This is a genomic window from Chryseobacterium hilariae, from assembly GCF_051400735.1.
GTDB lineage: Bacteria > Bacteroidota > Bacteroidia > Flavobacteriales > Weeksellaceae > Chryseobacterium.
Genome location: NZ_JBLFFJ010000001.1, coordinates 695733 through 709991, shown reverse-complemented (window position 1 = coordinate 709991; position 14259 = coordinate 695733). Strand labels below are relative to the sequence as shown.

The following is a 14259-nucleotide window of genomic DNA, read 5'->3' as shown; positions in this document are numbered from 1 at the left end:
AATTTGTGTAACAAAAAGTTATACGAAATGTCAAAAAAAGCAATATTAGCAATCCTTGACGGATGGGGACTGGGAACAAATCCTGAGGTTTCAGCCTTAGATAAAGCAAACACTCCATTTATAGACAGCTGTTATCAAAAATTTCCACATACAACACTTGAAGCCAGTGGGTTGGCTGTAGGACTTCCAGCAGGACAGATGGGGAATTCTGAAGTGGGACACATGAATTTAGGAGCCGGAAGAGTAGTTTATCAAAATCTTGTAAAACTGAATATGGCTGTTGAAAATGGAACATTGGGACAGCAGCAGATCATTCAGGATGCTTTCGAATACGCTAAAAGAGAAAATAAAAAACTGCATTTCATAGGACTGGTTTCCAATGGAGGTGTACACTCCCATATCAATCACTTAAAAGGTTTGCTGACTGCCGCGCATGAATTCGGACTGCATGAAAATGTCTTTGTTCATGCCTTTACAGACGGAAGGGACTGCGATCCACATTCAGGACTTGGATTTATAGAAGAGCTTCAGGATCATATGGCAGCTACTGTAGGTAAGCTGGCAACAGTGATCGGAAGATATTATGCGATGGACCGTGATAAAAGGTGGGAACGTGTAAAACTGGCATATGATGCTATGGTAGAAGGAGTAGGACTGCAGACGACAGATGCTTTGGCTGCGATCAGATCTTCTTATGAAAATAATGTAACCGATGAGTTTCTGAAGCCTATTATTCTGATCAACAGCACGGAAACAGGAAATGTTGTTCCTGTAGCTAAAATTATAGATGGTGATGTGGTGATATGCTTCAATTTCCGTACAGACAGAGGACGTGAGATCACCGAAGTTCTTTGCCAGAAAGATTTCCCTGAATATTTTATGCGTAAGCTGAACCTTCATTATATCACTTTAACCAATTATGATAAAACCTATCAAAATGTACAGGTTGTGTTTGATGAAGAAGTACTGAAGGAAACAATGGGTGAAATTCTTGAAAGAAACGGTAAAACACAGATCAGAATTGCCGAAACAGAAAAATATCCTCACGTAACGTTTTTCTTTTCCGGAGGCAGGGAAGAAGAGTTCAACGGAGAAAGAAGACTGCTTTGTCCAAGTCCGAAAGATGTTCCCACCTATGATCTTAAGCCGGAAATGTCTGCTTATGACATCACCAATGCCATTGTGCCCGAATTGGAAAACGGAACGGCTGATTTTGTCTGTCTGAATTTTGCGAATACAGATATGGTAGGCCATACCGGAGTTTTTGAAGCCGCAGTAAAAGCTGCAGAAACAGTAGACAAATGTATTGAGAAAGTGGCAACCACAGCTTATGAGCATGGCTACGCCGTATTTATCCTGGCTGACCACGGAAATTCAGACGTAATGATCAATCCTGATGGTACCCCAAATACACAGCACTCTACGAATCTTGTGCCGTTTATTGTGATGGATAAAGACCATACATGGAATTTAAAACCTGGAAAACTTGGAGATGTAGCTCCGACTATCTTAAAAGTAATGGGAGTAGAGATTCCGGAAATAATGACAGGAGATATCTTAGTTAGTTAAAAATTCAATAATATTGTCCTAAAAATGCCGTTATGGTATAGATGGCGGCATTTTTGTATGATTTATATCAGTCATTGTATGAGTTGCATAGGTTATTATGCGGCAAATAATAAATAAATCATATCTTTGTAAATTAAAATCCATATAGTAAGATGTATCAAAAGCTTGTCAGAAAAGAAGTAATGGGAATTTTGGAAAAGGAAGTAGGTTCTTTTCTGGATAAATTTTTAACGCCAGTTGAAAAAATCTGGCAGCCTTCCGATTATCTTCCGGATCCGTCAAGCGCTGATTTTAAATATGATTTAGAAGAAATCCAGACTTTTGCACGTGAAATGCCTTATGATTTGTTTGTAACCCTTATTGGTGACTGTATCACAGAAGAAGCATTGCCTTCTTATGAATCATGGTTAATGGGAGTAGACGGAATAGATCAGGAGCAGAAAGAAGTGGGCTGGGCCCACTGGATAAGAGCATGGACTGGTGAGGAAAACAGACATGGAGATCTTTTGGGCAAATACCTTTATCTGTGCGGAAGAGTGAATATGAGAGAGCTGGAAGTGACCACTCAATATTTAATTAATGACGGTTTCGATTTAGGAACAAGCATGGATCCATACAGAAACTTCGTTTACACAAGTTTTCAGGAAACGGCTACTAATATCTCTCACAGAAGAGTAGGTACATTGGCAAAACAGTCAGGCAACGGGAAATTGGCTAAAATGTGTGGAGTTATTGCTGCAGATGAAGCCAGACACGCAAAAGCTTACAAACATTTCGTTGCTAAAATTTTAGAAATAGATCCATCAGAAATGATTCTTGCATTTGAAGATATGATGCGTAAAAAGATCGTAATGCCTGCTCACATGATGAGACAGTCCGGTCAGAAAGCCGGAGAGCTTTGGGGACATTTCTCAGATGCAGCACAAAGATGCATGGTATATACAGGTCAGGATTATATCAATATTATGAAAGACTTATTGGATGAATGGAAGATAGAGCATGTAAAAGGACTTACTGAACAAGCTGAAAAAGCTCAGGAATACCTGATGAAACTGCCTGCGAGACTTCAGAAAATTACAGACAGAATTTCAACTCCGGATTTACAGTTTCAGTTTAAGTGGGTAAAAAGCTAACTTTACAAACATTAAATTATAAAACTTAAGAGTGCCAACGTTTTCGGCACTCTTTTTATTTCTTATCTTTGCAAAGCTAAAAAAAGACAAAATGTTAAATAACAAAAAAATTGCTGTTGATTTCGACGGAACTATTGTTGATGATGCATATCCGGCAATTGGTAAAGCAAAAATCTTTGCTTTCGAAACATTAAAAAGACTTCAGGCAGAAGGGTACAGGTTAATTCTCTGGACATACAGACATGGAAAAACTTTGGATGAAGCTGTAGAATTTTGTAGAAATAATGGCGTAGAATTTTATGCAGTAAACTCCAGTTTTGAAGGAGAAGTTTTTGATCCTGAAAATCAGTCAAGAAAACTGGATGCAGACTGGTTCATTGATGACAGGAATTTAGGAGGGTTTCCGGGTTGGGGAGAAATCTACAATATTATCCAGGAGAGAATAGAATTCCGTGTAGAAGGAAAAGAAGTTCTGGCCTATTCAAAACTTAAAAAAGAAAAGAAAAAAGGACTTTTCTGGTAGAAAAAAATAATATAACAATTTAGCAGTGTAACAATGATGCATTGATGAAATTGTTACACTGTTAAATTTATACATTGGTAAATTAATACAATGATTCAATTAAAAACAATAGAGGAGCTCCGCTTGATGAAGGAGAGTGCACACCTGGTTTCAAAAACACTGGGAATGCTTGCAAAAGAAATACAACCGGGAATCAATACTTTACATCTTGATAAGCTGGCCCACGATTTCATTAAAGATCATGGAGCAGAACCTGCTTTTTTAGGATATGGCGGTTTCCCGAATTCTTTATGTATTTCTCCAAACGATCAGGTTGTTCACGGTTTTCCCAATAATGATATTATCAAAGAAGGAGATGTTCTTTCTGTAGACTGTGGAGTTATTCTCAACGGTTTTGTAGGAGATCATGCCTATACATTTGAGATCGGCGAAGTGAAGCCTGAGGTTAAAAAGCTACTGCAGGTAACTAAAGAATCTCTTTACAAAGGGATTGAGCAATGTGTAAGAGGAAAAAGGATTGGGGATATTTCCCATGCGATCCAAGCACATTGTGAAAAGGAAGGATATGGGGTAGTGAAAGAACTTGTAGGACATGGTCTTGGAAGAAAAATGCATGAAGATCCTCAGGTTCCGAATTATGGAAGACAGGGAAGCGGAAAAGTCATTAAAGACGGTCTTGCCATTGCCATCGAGCCGATGGTGAACTTAGGAACGGAAAAGGTGAAATTCCATAATGACGGCTGGACGGTCACTACTTTGGATAACCTGCCTTCTGCCCATTTTGAGCACGATGTAGCGGTGATCAACGGGAAACCGGTGCTGCTTTCCACATTCAAATATGTTTATGAGGCTCTGGGTATCATAAGTGATGAAGAAAAGCCATTCCAATTGGATTTTTAATGAAAAAAGTAACTAAACTTTTACTCAATAAAATACCTCGCCCAATACTTATTAAAATGAGTATCTGGGCGAGGCCGCTTATTTATCAGTTTTTTAAAGGAGAGGAATTCTATGATCCTATCGACGGAAGATCTTACCGGAAATTCCTTCCTTATGGTTATGGAAAACAAAGGGAAAATGCACTTTCTCCCGGAACCCTGAGTTTGGAAAGACACCGCCAGATGTGGCTTTATCTTCAGAATGAGACCGATTTTTTCATTAAAAATGCCAAAGTTCTGCATATTGCTCCTGAACAGGAATTCCTGAGAAAATTCAAGATGATGAAAAATCTGAATTATATTTCTGCAGACCTTTTTTCTCCCATCGTAGATGTGAAAGCAGATATTCTGGATTTACCTTTTCCTGATGAAAGTTTTGATATCGTTTTCTGCAATCATGTCCTGGAGCATATAGAAGACGATGCGAAGGCTATCAGTGAATTGTACAGAGTGATGAAGCCCGGAGGCTGGGGAATTTTCCAGGTTCCCATGAGAAACTCTATGGAAAAGACCTATGAAGATTTTTCAATAAAGGATCCGAAAGAACGTCAGAAACATTTCGGACAGTATGATCACGTCCGCTGGTACGGAATGGATTATTTCGACCGCTTGAGAAAGGCCGGTTTTGAAACAGAACCCAATTTCTATTCCCGGAATTTTTCAGAAGAAGAAATTAAAAAATACGGATTAAGACAAAACGAGATCTTACCTGTAGTTTTCAAAAAATAATTACAATAAACCCGTCCTAATGTTAAAGACGGGTTTATTTAAATATAGATAGAAGTTGTTTTTGATCTTAGTGAGAAACAGATTTCAGTCCTACTACAGAACCAATTAAGGTTACGATAAAAAATACCCTCCAAAAGCTCACAGGATCTTTAAAAAAGAAAATACCCATCAGCGCTGTTCCTACGGCTCCTATCCCTGTCCATACTGCATAAGCTGTCCCAATTGGAAGCGTTTGCGTAGCTTTGATCAGCAGTACCATACTGATTGTCATGGTCACCAGAAAACCGGCATACCAATAGTACATCTCAGATCCGGAAGTTTCTTTAGCTTTACCCAAACAGGATGCAAAGGCAACCTCAAACAATCCGGCGATGATTAAAATAATCCAATTCATTTTTTTAAATTTCTCTCCTGCAAATTTCAGCTTTTAGAAAGAAACAAAATTATACATTTGTTAAAAAGCACTTATTTTATTTCTGCCCGGATTCTGCTCAGACTTACCTGAGTAATACCAAGATAAGACGCGATATGTCCCAATTGAACTCTTTTTAAAAGATCGGGCTTGTTGATCATCAAATCTTTATAACGTTCTAGAGACGTTTTGAACTGTCTTGAAATAATGAGTTCTTCCGTTTTCACAAGCTCCTTTTCTGCAAACTTTCTTCCCCAGTTGGCGATGTGAATGTCTTCATTAAAAAGCTTTTTCAGACTTTCGGTTTTCAGAACGTACAGATCGCAATCTTCCAGAAGCTCAATACTTTCATAACCGGGCCTGTCTTCCACATAACTTTTCATGGAAACTATGGTTTCGCCTTCACTTCCGAACCAGAATGTAATATCGTTCTCTGCAGTAGAAGCATAAGCACGTACAATACCTTTCCTGATAAAATAGATATGCGGAATAATTTTATCTGCTTCCATGAGGCAGAAATATTTGGGATGTGATACTTCTTGAATGTGGTGTTTTAAAGCTTTTTTAGAAGCTTCTGGTAAAACATAAATACGGTCGAGGATTTGGTCTATATCCATAGATGAATTCTGAAAATATAAGTTCTAAGGTATAAAATTCAATGCTAATTTAATGTATTGAGAATATGCTTTATTATTGGGAGCTTCAGGTAAAAAGCACCAAACATTTTTCTCTGTTGAGCTTTCTGGACTTCTACTGTTAATTCTGCAAAAGCTTTTCTGCTTCAGTCATAGATGAATTTTGCCATAAATATATTACTTTTTCAAAGGCTGTACATACTTTTCATAGAAACAAAACCCAATTAAATTTTGTTTTCACTAACTTTGCAGCCCGGTTCAATCTTGAGCCTAAAAAATAATATATGCACAAAGCAGGATTCGTAAATATAGTCGGAAAGCCCAATGCGGGAAAATCTACCTTATTAAACCAATTGATGGGGGAGAAATTGGCTATCGTAACACAAAAGGCACAGACAACACGCCACAGGATTTTTGGAATTTATAATGAAGAGGATTTACAGATCGTATTTTCAGATACTCCCGGAGTTTTAGACGCAAAATATGGTCTTCAGGAAAAAATGATGGATTTTGTAAAGGATTCTTTACAGGATGCCGACGTATTTTTATTCATTGTAGACGTTACAGATAAAGCTGAACCTTCGGAATTTTTAATTGATAAACTTAACAAGATCCCAGTTCCGGTACTACTTTTATTGAATAAAGTAGATCAAACCACACAGGAAGGACTTGAGAAACTGGTAGAAGAATGGCACAACAGGATCCCGAAAGCTGAGATCCTTCCTATCTCTGCCCTTAATGCCTTCAATACAGATATCATTCTGCCGAAACTAAGATCTCTGTTGCCGGAGAACCCTCCTTATTATGACAAGGAGCAATATACCGATAAGCCTGAAAGGTTTTTCGTAAACGAGGCGATCCGTGAAAAAATCCTTTTAAACTATGAAAAAGAAATTCCTTATTCTGTAGAAGTAGTGACCGAACAGTTTAAAGAAAAAGAGGGGATTATTTTCATTGATTCTATTATTTATGTGGAAAGAGATACCCAGAAAGGAATTATCATTGGACATAAAGGGGAGGCTATTAAAAAAGTAGGAACAGAAGCCAGATTGGATCTGGAAAAATTCTTTTCCAAGAAAATTCATTTGAATCTTTTCGTAAAAGTAAAAAAGGACTGGCGTAAAAACGACAGGGATTTGAAAAATTTCGGGTACAGATAAACTAAAATGCCCGCGATTCCGTTCTATTAAAAGATTTTTATTAACTTTAATCTAAATTTTTAGTAAATGAACTATTTTAACTCAAATTCCAGCTCAGTACCTAAAGATATTATTTTATTGGCAGTGAGAGTATTTGTAGGTTTTGCCATGCTTTCTCACGGATTTCCGAAACTTCAGATGCTGCTTGAGGGCGGCAAAATTGAATTTTTCGACTTTATAGGATTAGGCCCTACAGTGACCCTGGTTCTTACGGTTATTGCTGAATTTGTTTGTTCAATACTTCTTATTCTAGGTCTTTTTACAAGGATTTCCTTAGGATTCCTGATTTTTACAATGGTGATTGCAGCTTTTGTAGTTCACGGGGCAGATCCCTTTGAGAAAAAAGAAATGAGCCTGATCTATTTGTCTGTTTATCTTCTTCTCATGGTTTTTGGTGCAGGAAAAGTATCAGTAGACCATATGATAGAAAAAAGAAAAAGAGCTTCGGATTGGTAGCCCGGTTCAGATAAAAGATAAAAGAGCATTCAATTTGAATGCTCTTTTTATTTATTATGGCTGACATGGCAGCGACGACCATACACAGGTCCATATAATTGTACCGTTTTCATCTTCACCTGCTACACATGCTTTGTATCCGGAAGGACATGATGGCGAATTTCCTCCAATAATAGTTTTTAAATCTCTTTTAGATAATTTTTTTAGATTTTTCATAATAAATATTTTAAATTATTTGATATCACTAATATATAATTATTTCGTTATATCACGACTAAGAGGAATAAAATTATCAGTTTTAATTATAAGCAAAAATCACTACATTCGTGGAAAACGAATTTATATGAAGATAAAACTGACCATTTGTCTTCTGGCATTTCTCAATTTCTATGATGCACAGGAGAATATTACTTATCAAAAACCATCTGCTGAAATTCTAAAGCTTGCAGATTATGAAAGACCGCCAAGTGTTCTGATGAACAGCAAAAAAGACTGGGTAGTTTTCACTTACCGTCCGACCTATAAAACATTGGAAGACCTTAATCAGCAGGAAATGAAGCTTGCCGGCTTAAGAATCAATCCGGTTACTAATATTTCAAGCAGTGTTACGTACTCCGATAATCTGAAGATCAGAAAGATCAATGATAAAGGCGAGATTCAGGTAAAAAACCTGCCTGCTAATGCTAAAATCACTTATATTTCATTTTCGCCGGATGAAAAAACACTTGCATTTACCAATACAACCAATAAGGGAGTTGAGCTCTGGACGGTAGATATGGAAACTGCTTCTGCCAAAAAAATTACCGGTGACAACCTGAATGCTAACCTAGGAACTCCTTACACATGGTATAATGATTCAAAAGGGCTTCTGATAAGGACTCTGCCTCAGAACAGACCTGCTCTGATAGATGCCAGCAAAGATCTTCCAACCGGACCCATCGTTTCTACGGCTGATGGTAAAGTTTCGCAAAACAGAACCTATCAGGATCTTCTGAAAAATCCTCAGGATGAAAAAAACTTTGAGGTTCTTACCGCTTCAGAAATTTATAATGTAGACCTGAACGGAAACCTTAAAAAAGTAAAAAACCAAGATATGTATTCCGGTTTAAGCTTTTCTCCGGATGGAAATTATTTGATGGCTACGGTGATCAAAAAACCTTTCTCATATATCGTTCCTTTAAACAGATTTCCGCAGACAGCTACTGTTTATGATATGAAAGGAAATGCAGTAAAAGTGGTAAATGATGTTCCTCTGAATGAAATAATGCCAAAAGGATTTTCATCTGTAAGAACAGGGAAAAGAAGCATGGGCTGGAGAAGTGATGCACCGGCTACTTTAACATTCGCTGAAGCACTGGATGGAGGTGACCAGTCTAAATCCGCGGAATACAGGGATGAGATTTTTACATGGGAAGCACCATTTACTGCTGCTCCAAAATCATTCTTTAAAACAAAACAGAGATATGAAGGCATTAGCTGGACTAATGATCACTATGCCATAGTCTCTGAAGGCTGGTATGATACAAGAAATACCAAATCTTTCCTTGTGGATCTTAATAACGGCGAATCGAAAGTTTTTGATGACAGAAATTACCAGGATGTTTACAGTGATCCTGGAAACTTTAGTACTACAAAAAATCAGTACGGAAGGTATGTTATTGATATGAAAGGAGGAAAAACCTACCTTATAGGAGACGGATTTACCAAAGACGGTCAGCATCCTTTCATCGACGAAATGGATGTAAAGTCACTTAAGAAGAAAAGACTGTATACGTCTAACGTTAAAAACGGCAAGGAAGAGATCATTGATATCCTGAATCCTTCAAAAGGCGAGATTCTGACAACTCAGCAGTCTCCAAGCCTGTATCCGAACTATTTCAAAAAGAATATTAAATCCAATAAAGCAGAACCGGTAACTCAATTTGCGAATCCTTTTGAAAGCATAAAAGACGTTTATAAAGAGGTAATTACCTATAAAAGAAATGACGGTGTTGCTTTAACGGGAACTCTTTACCTGCCTGCCAATTACGACAGAAAAGCTAAAAAAGAAAAGCTTCCTTTGCTGATCTGGGCTTATCCTACAGAATACAAGGATAAGAATACAGCAGGGCAAAATACCCAGAATCCTAATGACTTTACGTTTCCATATTACGGATCTTTCGTGTACTGGACTACAAAAGGCTATGCCGTACTGGATGATGCTGCTTTCCCGATCATCGGAGAAGGAAAAACAGAACCTAATGATACCTTCATTCCGCAGCTGGTAGCCAATGCAGAAGCTGCGATCAATGCTGTTGATCAGTTAGGGTACATCGACAAAAAGAAAGTGGCTGTAGGAGGACATTCTTACGGTGCTTTTATGACGGCCAATCTTTTGACGCATTCTAAGCTTTTTGCATGCGGTATTGCAAGAAGCGGGGCTTATAACAGAACGCTGACTCCATTTGGATTCCAGAGTGAGCAGAGGAATTACTGGGATGTTCCGGAAATCTATAATACGATGTCACCATTCATGAATGCCGACAAAATGAAAACACCACTGCTTTTAGTACATGGTGATGCTGATAACAATCCAGGAACTTTCACTCTGCAGACCGAAAGATATTTCCAGGCTCTTAAAAACCTGGGAGCTCCGGTGAAAATGGTCCTGCTTCCGAAAGAATCTCATGGTTATGTAGCTAAAGAAAACATCTTACACCTTTTATGGGAACAGGATCAGTTCCTTGAGAAGTGTCTGAAGAAATAGAATAATAAATAAAAAAGCCCGTTCTAAACAATGAACGGGCTTTCTTTATAAATACTTCAGTACTTCATCAATACTCTTCAGTTCCATAAAGTTTTTATGTTCCAGATGATGCTCATGCTGCTCATGAGTCCAGGTCACATGATAAGGAATGTGCGCCGCAAAGCCTCCAATCTCCACTACTGGAAGAATGTCCGATTTTATAGAATTCCCAAGCATTAGAAATTGCTCTGGTTTGCAATCCAGGTGTTTCAGCAGCTTCTGATAATCACTTACCTTCTTATCACTCATAATTTCTATATGATGGAAGTATTCCTGCAGCCCTGAATTTTTAAGCTTTCGTTCCTGATCCAGGAGATCACCTTTTGTAGCGACAACCAGTCTGTATTTCCCTTTTAAGGCATCTAGTGTTTCTGTAACTCCATCTAACAATTCTATTGGTTTCTGCAGAAGTTCCTGACCAATCTCAATAGTTCTGTTGATCAACTGCATGGATGCTGTACCTTCTGAAATTCTGATAACGGTTTCTATCATACAGAGCATAAAACCTTTTACACCATAACCGTAGAGATGAAGATTCTTCATTTCAATCTTGAATAATTCCTGAGAAACAGAATGCTGGGGCAGATAATCTTCGAGAAGTGCACAAAATTCTTTTTCTGCTTCCTGGAAATAAGGTTCATTGATCCACAGTGTATCATCTGCATCAAAAGCGATGGTCGTTATATGATTATTCATTTTACTTTTGTATTTTTCTCGTGACAAAATTCAATATAAAAATTCAAACAGAAAAGGACATTTGTCCCGGATAAGATATGTTACGGACCAATCAGCTATTTTTAAATTATCTGGAAGATCTATACGAAAAACAGGATCGCAAAGAAGATATTGTGATAAGATCTTTTTCCAAAGGTGATATAATATTCACGCAAAACGAAGAACCCTCTAAAGTAATGCTGATCAAAGAAGGAATTACCAAATGTTTTTTCGTTGAAGAAAACGACAAAGAATATATTGTTGAATTTCTGGGAAAAGGTGAGATCGTTGGGGAGATAGAGCTGATCAGAAATATTTCCTGCCTCTGCAGTATTGAAGCAATCACTGACGTCACTGTGTATGCTGTAGCTATACCGTATTTCAGAACTTTGATTAAAACTGACCTCTCATTGAATAATCTGCTGCTGGACGTATTTGCCGAACGCATTGTCAATACATCCAAAAGAGCTTCTTATCAGCAGTTGTATGCGGCTGAACATACTTTGTCCCAGCTTCTTGAACTGCAGAAACAGGAAGAAATTGATATTTCAAAAGAGGACATGGCTGCTTACCTGGGAATTACGGTGAGAAGTCTGAACCGGACATTGAAGAATTTAGGAAAATAAACAAGGTAAAGAAGATGGAGGTGATAAAGGGACGTTATTGAGTGAGAAAAGACAGCTAGTAGAGGCAAATACGCCTTGTCAAGGTTCAAAATAGTGACAAGGCTACCTAAAAACCGGATAGCAACTTCCAGCTTCAATCCTTCACATTAATACAATTATTGATTGAATTTCTACGTATAAAAACTTTATCCTCCGTATTTTTACACGAAATAAAACCGGAATCCACCAAAATGAAAGACCTGCAATTCAGAAATGCTGAACTGAAAGATTTAGAAAAAATAGTTGAGATATATAATTCTACCATTCCTTCAAGAATGGTTACTGCCGATACAGAAAATGTCTCTGTAGAAAGCAGGAAAAAATGGTTTGAAGAACATAATCCTGAAACAAGACCACTTTGGATCATTGAAAATAATGATTATGAAACGGTAGGATGGGTAAGTTTTTCTTCATTTTACGGAAGGCCTGCCTATAATGGAACGGTTGAAATGAGTATTTACCTTGATGAATCGTGTAGGGGAAAAGGGTATGGAAAAAAAGTGATGGAATACTGTATTACCAATGCTCCGGGCCTGGGAATAAAAACATTGCTCGGATTTATCTTCTCACATAATGAAGCCAGTTTGAAACTCTTTAGAAATTTCGGGTTTGAAGACTGGGGAATGTTTCCTAACGTAGCCATTTTGGATGGAATAGAAAGAAGTCTGACAATTTTAGGAAAAAGAGTAGGGTAAGTCTGGAGGTTGCAGTACGAAAAGGAATAATACTTTCATACCTAATTTTTACTGTTATAAGAATGAATGCATAAAAAAGGTTGCGCGAAGTCGAAGACTTCGCGCAACCTTTTTATCAGATTTCACTTACTAATTGCCTGAAAATGATTTTATTTTATTGCAAAGTCAGACAAAGTAGATTTTCTAGCATGCATGCATAATAAGGAAAACAAAGGCATATCATTCTGTAAAGTAATACAATACTTCCCTTTGTATTGCTTAAATAAGTGAAACGGCATTGTTTATCTTAAAAAATTAATCGATGCTTTATAAAGCTTTGTTTATCATTACGTTTTTTAATCCTTATACAAATTAAGAATTCTGCTTAATTCTCTTTGCAGACATATTTAAAAACCGCTTCACCAGGAAAACTGCAGAAACCGTAAGTCCCAGTCCTAAAGCGATCCACATTCCGAAAGCACCCATTTTTAAAGTGACACATAAGAAGTATCCTAAAGGAATGGTAATCACCCAATAAGCGATAAAAGTATAGATCGATGGGATCTTTACATCCTGAAGTCCTCTGAGCATTCCTAAAGCCGTTACCTGGATTCCGTCCGAAAGCTGGAATAAAGCAGCAATGATCATTAATTTCGAGGCAAGGGTAATCACTTCAATTTCCTCTTTTTTAGTAAAGAAAGTCGGTAATATATTTCTTCCCAGAATAAAAACCAGTCCGCAGATGCACATGAAAATAAAAGCGATTTTCAGGTTGTTGATTCCTACTTTTCTTAATTCAACAAAATTCTGCTCACCAAGCTTTCTTCCGATCATAACCGTTGAAGCTACACTGAATCCTACACACAGGTTGAAGGTAAATGAAGCCATACTTAAAGCAATCTGGTGAGAGGCAATATCGTGAGCTGAAATAAGCCCGCAGATAAATGCGGCACCTGCAAAAGCCGTAACTTCAAAGAACATCTGTAAAGCGGTAGGCAGTCCCAGTTTCACCATTCTATCAAACATATCTCTGGAGAAAACCTGAATTTTTAAAGAAAAATCTTTAATATATCTTCTTGTTTTTTTCTCTTTAACCAAAACGAAATAAAGAAATACCACCATGAATATTCTGGAGATCAGTGTTGCTAATGCTGATCCTTTTACACCCATTTCAGGAAAGATCCAAAGTCCTTTAATGAAAACGTAGTTCAGGGCAATATTGATGATGTTTGCAATAATCGTTGCTTTTGTAACACCGATGGTATAAGAAAGACCCTCAGAAACTTCACGAAGCGTCTGAAAAGCCATGAACGGGATCATGCTGATCGCCATAATGCCCAGGAAATCTACCGTATTCGGAATGATCTTGTCCGGCTGCCCGGAATGATAGAGTAACGGCATTCCTAAAAGCAAAATTGCCATTAAAATAATCCCCACAGACATATTGATCACAAATCCGTGGCTGAATACAGAATTAATAGTTCCGTGGTCCTGTTTGGAATGTGCTTCAGAAACCAGAGGCGGTATGGCAAATGAAAATCCCAATGCCAGTACGAACACCGAGAAAAATACAGCATTTCCCAATGAAACGGAAGCCAGCGCATCCGCTCCTAAAAGTTTTCCGACAATAATGTTGTCGAACAGATTCACCGAGACCTGCCCAACCTGCGTAAGCATGACAGGAAGAGCCAGGGTAAGGCATTCTTTCGTATAGTTTTTGTTTAAAAAGTTCATAGTATTTTATGATTCATATATAGTTTAATATTTAAAAATAGAGCAAAAAAAAATTTGCAGTAAGGCTACTGCAAATTGTTATCATATATTTAA

The 14259-nt window shown here is 37.6% G+C and carries 15 protein-coding genes; 10 read left to right on the top strand and 5 right to left on the bottom strand.

Going from position 1 to position 14259, the window contains the following annotated elements; all coding sequences use genetic code 11:
* Window positions 1-27: 27 nt before the first annotated feature.
* From gpmI to ACMGDK_RS03395, 5 genes are all read left to right on the top strand, one after another.
* Window positions 28-1569 carry a 2,3-bisphosphoglycerate-independent phosphoglycerate mutase gene (gene gpmI, locus ACMGDK_RS03415; RefSeq protein ID WP_436806633.1) on the top strand — a complete coding sequence of 514 codons (1542 nt, stop codon included), beginning with the start codon at window positions 28-30 and terminating at the stop codon, window positions 1567-1569.
* Between the two features lie 152 nt (window positions 1570-1721).
* Window positions 1722-2702 (top strand): acyl-ACP desaturase, encoded by a 981-nt coding sequence (locus ACMGDK_RS03410; RefSeq protein WP_426049675.1) that lies wholly within the window; start codon window positions 1722-1724, stop codon window positions 2700-2702.
* A gap of 91 nt (window positions 2703-2793) precedes the next feature.
* Window positions 2794-3225 (top strand): BT0820 family HAD-type phosphatase, encoded by a 432-nt coding sequence (locus ACMGDK_RS03405; protein ID WP_111953053.1) that lies wholly within the window; start codon window positions 2794-2796, stop codon window positions 3223-3225.
* Window positions 3226-3315: 90 nt separating this feature from the next.
* Window positions 3316-4125, top strand: coding sequence for a type I methionyl aminopeptidase (gene map / locus ACMGDK_RS03400; RefSeq protein WP_436806632.1), 810 nt, complete (start codon window positions 3316-3318; stop codon window positions 4123-4125).
* Window positions 4125-4892: a class I SAM-dependent methyltransferase gene (locus tag ACMGDK_RS03395; RefSeq protein ID WP_436806631.1), complete on the top strand. Its 768-nt coding sequence runs from the start codon at window positions 4125-4127 to the stop codon at window positions 4890-4892. The genes map and ACMGDK_RS03395 overlap by 1 nt, the downstream gene beginning before the upstream one ends.
* A 67-nt stretch (window positions 4893-4959) precedes the next feature.
* Here the strand turns inward: ACMGDK_RS03395 and ACMGDK_RS03390 are convergent, their stop codons facing one another.
* Window positions 4960-5286, bottom strand: a complete 327-nt coding sequence (locus ACMGDK_RS03390) for a DMT family transporter (RefSeq protein ID WP_111953059.1) — start codon at window positions 5284-5286, stop codon at window positions 4960-4962.
* A gap of 71 nt (window positions 5287-5357) precedes the next feature.
* Window positions 5358-5921, bottom strand: a complete 564-nt coding sequence (locus ACMGDK_RS03385) for a Crp/Fnr family transcriptional regulator (protein ID WP_436806630.1) — start codon at window positions 5919-5921, stop codon at window positions 5358-5360.
* Window positions 5922-6223: 302 nt separating this feature from the next.
* On the opposite strand from ACMGDK_RS03385, the gene era reads away from it, so the two are divergent.
* Together era and ACMGDK_RS03375 are read left to right on the top strand one after the other, a co-directional pair.
* The gene (gene era / locus ACMGDK_RS03380) at window positions 6224-7099 is read left to right on the top strand and encodes a GTPase Era (RefSeq protein ID WP_223559662.1); all 876 of its coding nucleotides are present in this window, start codon (window positions 6224-6226) and stop codon (window positions 7097-7099) included.
* Between the two features lie 66 nt (window positions 7100-7165).
* Window positions 7166-7594: a DoxX family protein gene (locus tag ACMGDK_RS03375; protein WP_436806629.1), complete on the top strand. Its 429-nt coding sequence runs from the start codon at window positions 7166-7168 to the stop codon at window positions 7592-7594.
* A gap of 54 nt (window positions 7595-7648) precedes the next feature.
* On the opposite strand, the gene ACMGDK_RS03370 is transcribed toward ACMGDK_RS03375, so the two are convergent.
* Window positions 7649-7810 (bottom strand): bacteriocin-like protein, encoded by a 162-nt coding sequence (locus ACMGDK_RS03370; RefSeq protein WP_436806628.1) that lies wholly within the window; start codon window positions 7808-7810, stop codon window positions 7649-7651.
* Window positions 7811-7937: 127 nt separating this feature from the next.
* Here ACMGDK_RS03370 and ACMGDK_RS03365 point away from each other — a divergent pair, with 127 nt between their 5' ends.
* Complete coding sequence (locus tag ACMGDK_RS03365; protein WP_436806627.1) at window positions 7938-10340, top strand: alpha/beta hydrolase family protein; 2403 nt, start codon at window positions 7938-7940, stop codon at window positions 10338-10340.
* 45 nt (window positions 10341-10385) lie between these two features.
* Here ACMGDK_RS03365 and ACMGDK_RS03360 read toward each other — a convergent pair whose 3' ends face one another.
* Window positions 10386-11075 carry an HAD family hydrolase gene (locus tag ACMGDK_RS03360; protein ID WP_436806626.1) on the bottom strand — a complete coding sequence of 230 codons (690 nt, stop codon included), beginning with the start codon at window positions 11073-11075 and terminating at the stop codon, window positions 10386-10388.
* 77 nt (window positions 11076-11152) lie between these two features.
* On the opposite strand from ACMGDK_RS03360, the gene ACMGDK_RS03355 reads away from it, so the two are divergent.
* The gene (locus tag ACMGDK_RS03355; RefSeq protein WP_436806625.1) at window positions 11153-11719 is read left to right on the top strand and encodes a Crp/Fnr family transcriptional regulator; all 567 of its coding nucleotides are present in this window, start codon (window positions 11153-11155) and stop codon (window positions 11717-11719) included.
* Window positions 11720-11949: 230 nt separating this feature from the next.
* Window positions 11950-12453, top strand: a complete 504-nt coding sequence (locus ACMGDK_RS03350) for a GNAT family N-acetyltransferase (RefSeq protein WP_436806624.1) — start codon at window positions 11950-11952, stop codon at window positions 12451-12453.
* Between the two features lie 351 nt (window positions 12454-12804).
* Here ACMGDK_RS03350 and ACMGDK_RS03345 read toward each other — a convergent pair whose 3' ends face one another.
* Window positions 12805-14166 carry an MATE family efflux transporter gene (locus ACMGDK_RS03345; protein WP_436806623.1) on the bottom strand — a complete coding sequence of 454 codons (1362 nt, stop codon included), beginning with the start codon at window positions 14164-14166 and terminating at the stop codon, window positions 12805-12807.
* Window positions 14167-14259: the final 93 nt, after the last annotated feature.

Excerpts from the sequence above, each read along its gene's own strand:
- ACMGDK_RS03385 (WP_436806630.1), bottom strand. The coding sequence starts at position 5,921 with ATGGATATAGACCAAATCCTCGACCGTATTTATGTTTTACCAGAAGCT.
- era (WP_223559662.1), top strand. The coding sequence starts at position 6,224 with ATGCACAAAGCAGGATTCGTAAATATAGTCGGAAAGCCCAATGCGGGA.
- ACMGDK_RS03405 (WP_111953053.1), top strand. The coding sequence starts at position 2,794 with ATGTTAAATAACAAAAAAATTGCTGTTGATTTCGACGGAACTATTGTT.
- ACMGDK_RS03395 (WP_436806631.1), top strand. The coding sequence starts at position 4,125 with ATGAAAAAAGTAACTAAACTTTTACTCAATAAAATACCTCGCCCAATA.
- ACMGDK_RS03360 (WP_436806626.1), bottom strand. The coding sequence starts at position 11,075 with ATGAATAATCATATAACGACCATCGCTTTTGATGCAGATGATACACTG.
- ACMGDK_RS03370 (WP_436806628.1), bottom strand. The coding sequence starts at position 7,810 with ATGAAAAATCTAAAAAAATTATCTAAAAGAGATTTAAAAACTATTATT.
- ACMGDK_RS03350 (WP_436806624.1), top strand. The coding sequence starts at position 11,950 with ATGAAAGACCTGCAATTCAGAAATGCTGAACTGAAAGATTTAGAAAAA.
- ACMGDK_RS03410 (WP_426049675.1), top strand. The coding sequence starts at position 1,722 with ATGTATCAAAAGCTTGTCAGAAAAGAAGTAATGGGAATTTTGGAAAAG.
- gpmI (WP_436806633.1), top strand. The coding sequence starts at position 28 with ATGTCAAAAAAAGCAATATTAGCAATCCTTGACGGATGGGGACTGGGA.
- ACMGDK_RS03375 (WP_436806629.1), top strand. The coding sequence starts at position 7,166 with ATGAACTATTTTAACTCAAATTCCAGCTCAGTACCTAAAGATATTATT.
- map (WP_436806632.1), top strand. The coding sequence starts at position 3,316 with ATGATTCAATTAAAAACAATAGAGGAGCTCCGCTTGATGAAGGAGAGT.
- ACMGDK_RS03390 (WP_111953059.1), bottom strand. The coding sequence starts at position 5,286 with ATGAATTGGATTATTTTAATCATCGCCGGATTGTTTGAGGTTGCCTTT.
- ACMGDK_RS03355 (WP_436806625.1), top strand. The coding sequence starts at position 11,153 with ATGTTACGGACCAATCAGCTATTTTTAAATTATCTGGAAGATCTATAC.
- ACMGDK_RS03345 (WP_436806623.1), bottom strand. The coding sequence starts at position 14,166 with ATGAACTTTTTAAACAAAAACTATACGAAAGAATGCCTTACCCTGGCT.
- ACMGDK_RS03365 (WP_436806627.1), top strand. The coding sequence starts at position 7,938 with ATGAAGATAAAACTGACCATTTGTCTTCTGGCATTTCTCAATTTCTAT.